The 6,342-nt window shown below is 57.9% G+C and carries 7 protein-coding genes and 3 tRNA genes; 9 read left to right on the top strand and 1 reads right to left on the bottom strand.

Annotation, left to right across the window (positions count from 1 at the left end; all coding sequences use genetic code 11):
• Position 1 precedes the first annotated feature (1 nt).
• The 3 genes from AC1DIS_RS26480 (at position 2) to AC1DIS_RS26470 (ending at position 336) form a co-directional block, all read left to right on the top strand.
• Positions 2-77: transfer RNA gene (locus AC1DIS_RS26480), tRNA-Gly, on the top strand.
• Between the two features lie 104 nt (positions 78-181).
• Positions 182-257: transfer RNA gene (locus AC1DIS_RS26475), tRNA-Glu, on the top strand.
• A 3-nt stretch (positions 258-260) separates the two neighbouring features.
• Positions 261-336: transfer RNA gene (locus AC1DIS_RS26470), tRNA-Gly, on the top strand.
• 59 nt (positions 337-395) lie between these two features.
• Here the strand turns inward: AC1DIS_RS26470 and AC1DIS_RS26465 are convergent.
• A complete protein-coding gene (locus tag AC1DIS_RS26465) occupies positions 396-1,259 on the bottom strand; it encodes a helix-turn-helix transcriptional regulator (RefSeq protein WP_477781181.1) in 864 nt (287 codons plus the stop codon).
• Between the two features lie 412 nt (positions 1,260-1,671).
• On the opposite strand from AC1DIS_RS26465, the gene AC1DIS_RS26460 reads away from it, so the two are divergent.
• The 6 genes from AC1DIS_RS26460 to AC1DIS_RS26435 all read left to right on the top strand — a co-directional run bounded on the left by AC1DIS_RS26460 (position 1,672) and on the right by AC1DIS_RS26435 (position 6,342).
• Entirely contained in the window at positions 1,672-1,866 is a 195-nt protein-coding gene (locus AC1DIS_RS26460) for a Flp family type IVb pilin (protein WP_018926261.1), read from the top strand.
• Positions 1,867-2,020: 154 nt separating this feature from the next.
• Entirely contained in the window at positions 2,021-2,215 is a 195-nt protein-coding gene (locus AC1DIS_RS26455) for a Flp family type IVb pilin (RefSeq protein ID WP_018926260.1), read from the top strand.
• 27 nt (positions 2,216-2,242) lie between these two features.
• Positions 2,243-2,773: an A24 family peptidase gene (locus AC1DIS_RS26450; RefSeq protein WP_477781180.1), complete on the top strand. Its 531-nt coding sequence runs from the start codon at positions 2,243-2,245 to the stop codon at positions 2,771-2,773.
• A gap of 2 nt (positions 2,774-2,775) precedes the next feature.
• A complete protein-coding gene (locus AC1DIS_RS26445; RefSeq protein WP_138866985.1) occupies positions 2,776-4,101 on the top strand; it encodes an AAA family ATPase in 1,326 nt (441 codons plus the stop codon).
• A 15-nt stretch (positions 4,102-4,116) separates the two neighbouring features.
• Entirely contained in the window at positions 4,117-4,923 is an 807-nt protein-coding gene (cpaB, locus tag AC1DIS_RS26440) for a Flp pilus assembly protein CpaB (RefSeq protein ID WP_064616549.1), read from the top strand.
• Positions 4,924-4,998: 75 nt separating this feature from the next.
• A complete protein-coding gene (locus tag AC1DIS_RS26435) occupies positions 4,999-6,342 on the top strand; it encodes a TadE/TadG family type IV pilus assembly protein (RefSeq protein ID WP_477743490.1) in 1,344 nt (447 codons plus the stop codon).

Raw genomic sequence — 6,342 nt, 5'->3', positions numbered from 1 at the left:
TGCGGGAATAGCTCAGTTGGTAGAGCACGACCTTGCCAAGGTCGGGGTCGCGAGTTCGAGTCTCGTTTCCCGCTCCAATTTTAAACAGCGTTGCTTTCGGGCAAAGCTGAGTGAAACCAGAACCAAGTCTTCGGATACGGGTCTGGGCACCGAAACACACACCATGTGTTCCGGGCAGCGTGTCCCCTTCGTCTAGTGGCCTAGGACACCGCCCTTTCACGGCGGTAACAGGGGTTCGAGTCCCCTAGGGGACGCCATTTGCGGGAATAGCTCAGTTGGTAGAGCACGACCTTGCCAAGGTCGGGGTCGCGAGTTCGAGTCTCGTTTCCCGCTCCAAATTCAAAAAAACGCCGCTCATTTGAGCGGCGTTTTTTTATGCGCGTAAAAAACCTGCTTCAATTTCCAAGGCTCTGCACCAGGCTTTCAAGTGCTTCAATGGTTGTATCTTCCAGTGGCGGTTGCGCTGCTACCGCTCTAAGTTGGCTGGCCAAACGGTATTCGCTGGGCGTGCAGTTGACGAACTGCTTGAAGGCGCGGGCGAAGTAGGAAGGATCCTTGAAGCCGGCCTCATAACCGATGCTGGTAATCGGCATCTGGCTGTTGTCGAGCAGCTGTTTGRCAAAACTCATGCGCTTGTCCAGGATGTAATCGGTGAAACCGACGCCATTGGCTTCCTTGAACAGGCGACTGAAGCGAAAAGTCGTCATGCCGCAGCGCTTGGCCAAATCCCTCTGATCGATGCTGTCCCGAAAGTGCTGGTCGATGTACAGCATGGTATGGCTCAGCGCCTGGTGTTTTTGGTGCCCGGAGGTCAGGCGGATGCTCTCTGGCAGAGTGGGCGAGTGGTCGATCAGCAATGTCTTGTCCTGACCGGCATTGCGGCGCAATTCGCAGAGCTGCATCAGTGCCGTCAGGTAGCGCTTCCTCTCGGCGTTGGTGAGCGGGAGCACCATGTATTCCCAGACACTGGAGCGCATGGCCCAGACGGCCAATTCTTCTGAGTGCTGCACGGTGAACATGGTAATCGGGATGGTAGGGGTGGTGCGTTTGATCTCCAGCAACAACCTCAAACCGGGGGTGTCGGGGCGATCGAAATGGATGCAGATCATGTCTGCCTGTTCCCCGCTGGGCAGCACGGAATTTTTCGCCAGTTTGCAGTCGCAAGTCTCCTCGAACTGCGCGATGAGTTCCTTCGTGGAACGATCGTGAGTCAGATCGAACCAAAGCAGCGATGGCCTTCTGGTCATGTTGGACGTCATGTCTCTACTCTGCGGTTCTACGGGCCCCTCTTCGCTGAGTAGTATTGCTAACGTGCCATCACTTTGCAGATTAAATACTGATAAGAAAGACGAATTTTAGTTCTATCCGCTCTATGCGTTGCCTGGAAATCAGTCCCAGGCAACAGTCTGTTGGTGTGTCGTCTATGAACCAGGTATCAGCCGCTCGTCGCTTGTAAATCGAAGTCAGTGGTATTCGCGAGCCATCCCTTGTTTTACCCCTCCTGCTACTTCTGCAAAGGCCAATAACCGTATTTGGCCGCACCCGCAAAAAAGTCCTAGTGATGTGCAAAATCTTCCTAACGCCCATGCCTTGCCCCTGACTAGGGTTGCATCAGGCAGTGCAGAACGTACTGCCTTCCGGAAAAAACAACATTCGAGTGAGGTGGGCAAAATGAATCTGCAGACAATCAAGGCTTCGGTAGTGAAGTTCGCCAAAGACGAAGACGGCCTGACCATCGTGGAATACGCCGTGGCCGGTGGGCTGATTACGGTAGCTGTTGCCGCTGCGTTCGTGCTTTTGGGCGGTGCCGTGAATACCAAAATCAGGGCGCTGTGCCAGGCCGTCAACGGCAACGTTGCRTGCTGATAACGAAATTTACGGTGGCGGGACGCGGCGAAGTCCATGAATGACCGGTTGTTGCTGTTTTGCTGATAGAGCGACCGGATAACTCAATGGACTTCGCGCTGTCCCCGCCAATGTACTTTCCGAGCCGTATGACCGCTGAAGTGAGGTACACAAAATGACTCTGCAAACAATCAGAACTTCGATAAGCAAGTTCGCCAAAGATGAAGATGGCCTGACCATTGTGGAATACGCGGTGGCAGGTGGGTTGATTACGGTAGCTGTGGCTGCAGCCTTCGTTCTTTTGGGCGGCGCTGTAGATACCAAGATCAGAGCGCTGTGCCAGGCGGTCAACGGCAACGTTGCCTGCTAACGATAATCCCGGTAGGGGAGACGCGCCATGTCCATGGAATTGCTGGTGTCGACTGTTTTACTGCTAGGACTGCTGGGCGTCGCGGTGGTGAGCGATCTGCTTCGCCACCGTATCCCCAACACGCTGGTCCTGTTGGGCATTGCCCTGGGATTGGCCGGTCAGACTTATTCAGGTGGTATCAGCGGATTGGGTGACAGCCTGTTGGGTATCCTGATCTGTTTTGCGTTCTTTCTGCCGATGTACGCCCTGGGAGGCATGGCTGCTGGCGACGTCAAGTTGATGGCCATGGTCGGCAGCTTTCTTCCGTTCCATTTCGCCTTGTGGGCAGCCATGTTCAGCCTGATAGCTGGTGGGGTGTGCGGTTTCCTGATCGTGCTGGTTCGCGGGCAATTGTTGCAGACCCTGGGGCGTTATTGGCTGATTCTCAGGGCGCAGGCCTATCTGGCGCCGACTTCGGATGAAGTCGCCGGCAAACCTTTTCCTTATTCGATCGCARTCTTGATCGGCACTTTAAACAGCGTCTACTGGCAACTGGTTGCCGGTGGATTGGGAGGTTAGTCATGCACGTCATTGTCGATAGTGATGCCTACTCCAGCGATCGGGAAGCGGTGCAACGGCTGGCTCCTCAGCCTTGCACAATCCGCGAGACGGGTCTGACCGACAGTTTTCTCGGTGAGTTGGTATGCAAGCATTTGTACGACGCCGGCGTGCTGGACATGCCGCGACTGGTGGAGCGCCTGGCGCTGACTGGCGCCGTACTTGAAGAAGTCCTGGCGTTTCTGCGCAAGGACGGTCGTGTCGAAGTCCTGGGTCAGGTGGGGCAATCGGGTGGGCAGCTGCGTTATAGCCTGACCGAACGCGGTCGCAGTGCTGCCCGCGATGCGCTGTCACGCAGCGGCTATATCGGCGCGGCCCCCTTCCCGGTGAGTACCTACCGTTCCCTGATCAAAATCCAGACCATTCACCATGGTCGCATCAGCTCAAGCGATATGCACAAGGCCCTCACCGGTGTAGTGCTCACGGAGGGGATGCTCGATCAACTGGGTGTGGCCCTGAACTCCGGGCGCGCAATCATGATTTATGGCCCCGCGGGTACCGGCAAGACCTACGTCAGCAGTCGGTTGATTCGTCTGTTCGCCGAGGCCATCTGGGTACCTCATGCCATCGTGATCAACGAGTCGGTGATCGAGATCTATGACCCGCAGGTGCATCAGCGGCTGGATGACAACGGTCAACAGAACAATCTGATGCTCAACGAAGGGATCGATCGTCGACTGCTGTGCTGCAAACGCCCGGTCGTCATTACGGGCGGTGAGTTGAGCATGGAACAGCTGGATGTTCGCTATGACCCCTTCACCCGCCAGTACCAGGCCGCCTTGCAGCTCAAGGCCAGCAATGGCCTGTTCATCATCGATGACATGGGCCGCCAGCGCATGGCACCCGCCGAGCTGTTCAATCGCTGGATCGTACCGATGGAGGAGAAGCGCGACTTCCTCAATTTGGGCGGTGGTCGGCATTGCGAGCTGCCATTCGATCTGATTCTGGTGTTCTCCACCAACCTCAATCCCCTGGAACTGGCTGATGAGGCCTTCCTGCGGCGGATTGGCTACAAGTTGCAGTTCGGTTACCTGAAGCCCGAGGAGTACGAAAAGATCTGGCGTCAGGAATGTGAGCGTCTGGGTATTCCTTTTGACCCCCTGCTGCTGCGTTATGTACTGCAAAGGCTTTATGCAAGTGAAGGCATGCCCCTGGTGCCTTGCCATCCCCGCGATCTCCTGAACATGGCCCTCGACCGTCAGCGTTATATCGGCGGTACCGGGGCACTGTCACCACAAGAGTTGGAATGGGCCTGGCACAACTACTTCGTCCAGCTCGACTTTCTTTGATACGGAGATACTGACATGAGCTCTCGTACTGTTTCCCTGATAGGCGTTTCCCTGGTCATGGGCCTTGGGGCTGCATGGATGGCCGACTCCTGGCTGAGCGCGCGGCTCAATGCTACTCCGGATGACCATCTTCGAAGCGTGGTGGTTGCCACGGTAGAGATTCCATTCGGGCAGATGGTCGAGGCCCAACAGGTCACGACCGTACGCATGCCGATGGACACGATCCCGGACGATGCTCTCGACTCCAGCGACAAGGCCGTGGGCAAGATCGCAACGTTCGACATCTTGCGTGGCGACGTCATGCGCAGCGCACGCCTGAGCGAGCATCTGGGCGGCAGTACCCTGGCCTCTCTGATTGCCACAGACAAACGTGCCATTTCGGTACGCGTGGACGATGTGGTGGGTGTGGGCGGATTCCTCCTGCCAGGTAACCGGGTCGATGTACTGGCGACCAAAACCACCAGTGCCGGCAGTAACAGTGCCGTGTCCAGGACCATCCTTGAGAACTTGCGGGTGTTGGCGGTGGATCAGACGGCGGGTACCGACAAGACCCAACCGGTGGTGGTGCGCGCAGTGACGCTGGAGATGACGGCCGCCGAGGCGGAAACCCTGGTCACGGCGCAAACGGAAGGCAAGCTGCAACTGGCGCTGCGCAATCCGCTGAACTCCGAGAAAAAAATCGTGACCGCCGCGCCTGCTGCGCCGGCCCCCATGGTTGTGGCCGCTGCCCCAGTGCAAAAACGCGTGGTGCACCGTGCCGAGGGTGGCGGGGCTGTCACCATCATTCGCGGGATCCAGACCAGTTTAGTGAAAGTTCGTTGACAGAGCGGTAGGGGTGCCTGTGCACCAAGGTATTGGCGGAGCCGATCCGGATCAGTATCGGCAAACGAGGGCTTGATGATGAATCTTCGTATTCAGCGGCCGTTCACTGCGACGCCAAGGCGCCAGGGAGGAGCGGTGAGCGTACTGATGGTGATCGCCCTGGCGGCGATTTCCATGATAGCGGCGTTGGCTCTGGACGGCGGGCACATGATGTTGAACAAGACGCGCCTGCAAAACGCTGTGGATGCCGCTGCCCTGAGTGGCGCCAAAACCCTGCTTGAGGTGGCAGGTGCTGCCACCATGGCCAGCGCGACACGCACTGCCGCGCTCAATACGCTGACGCAAAATGCCAATGCCACGGGTAACACCGAATTGGCAACGGCGGTCGCCGGCAACCCAGGCGCATTTGCGACGGTGGAACTCTCCAGCAGCGTCTATGGCCCGTTCTCCTATCCCGGGCCGGCAAATGCCAAGTACGTTCGGGTATCGGTACCGAGCTATCAACTGACAGGTTTTTTCTGGAGCTTCGTTCAGACGTTAGGCACTGCGGGCCTTGGGAACAAGGCCGTGGCGGCGATCGCCACCGCCGGCCCCAGCCCTACCAGCCCCTGTGATCTTGCCCCATTGATGGTCTGTGGCGACCCGACTAAATACAACCCGGCCGCGGGCGTGTTCTGGGGCTTCCAGTTTGGCGATTTGCAGGTGTTGAAGACGGCTGCCGGCAATTCATCTCCCATTGGCCCAGGCAACTTTCAGTTGCTCGACTTTGGCTCCGGCGGCAGTACCGTCAGGGATGACCTGGCCGGAGGCGGCACGGTTTGCCGCAACGTCGGGCAGAACGTCCAGACCGCCCCTGGCAACAAGGTCGGCCCTACCTCTCAAGGGTTGAATACGCGCTTCGGCATCTACAACGGCCCGGTCAGTGCCTCGGACTACCCGCCAGATCTGGTAACCACGTCCAGCACCCCCGCGATCACATACGACGATGCAACGGGACAAAAGATGTACAAGGGGCAAACCGTCACATCGAGCGGCGGCAATCTCACGGCGGGCGCCAACGCGATACTGGACTACAACGACTGGCGTGCGAGCACTGCCGCGTGTGTGGCCGGGACCGGCAGCGGCTGTCAGAGCGGTGGGGTGTTCGAGCGTCGGATGCTGAAAATCGTGGTGGGCGACTGCACCGGTAAACAGGGGGGTACAACCTCGGTGCCGGTCCTGGGTTTTGGTTGCTATTTCGTGGTACAGCCCATGAGCAACGGCGGCACGGAATCGCAGATATTCGGCCAGTTTGTGAAGGAGTGCGAAGGCGATAACGTAGCCGGCCCCTCGCCGTCCACCGATGTCGGCCCGCAGATCATTCAACTCTACAAAACCTATATTGGCAGCGGCACTGGCACTCCGAGCACAGACTCGTAG

The organism is Pseudomonas sp. 05N433 (assembly GCF_056396925.1).
The sequence above is the reverse complement of the archived record's forward strand: the minus strand, read 5'-3'. Positions and strand labels throughout refer to the sequence as shown.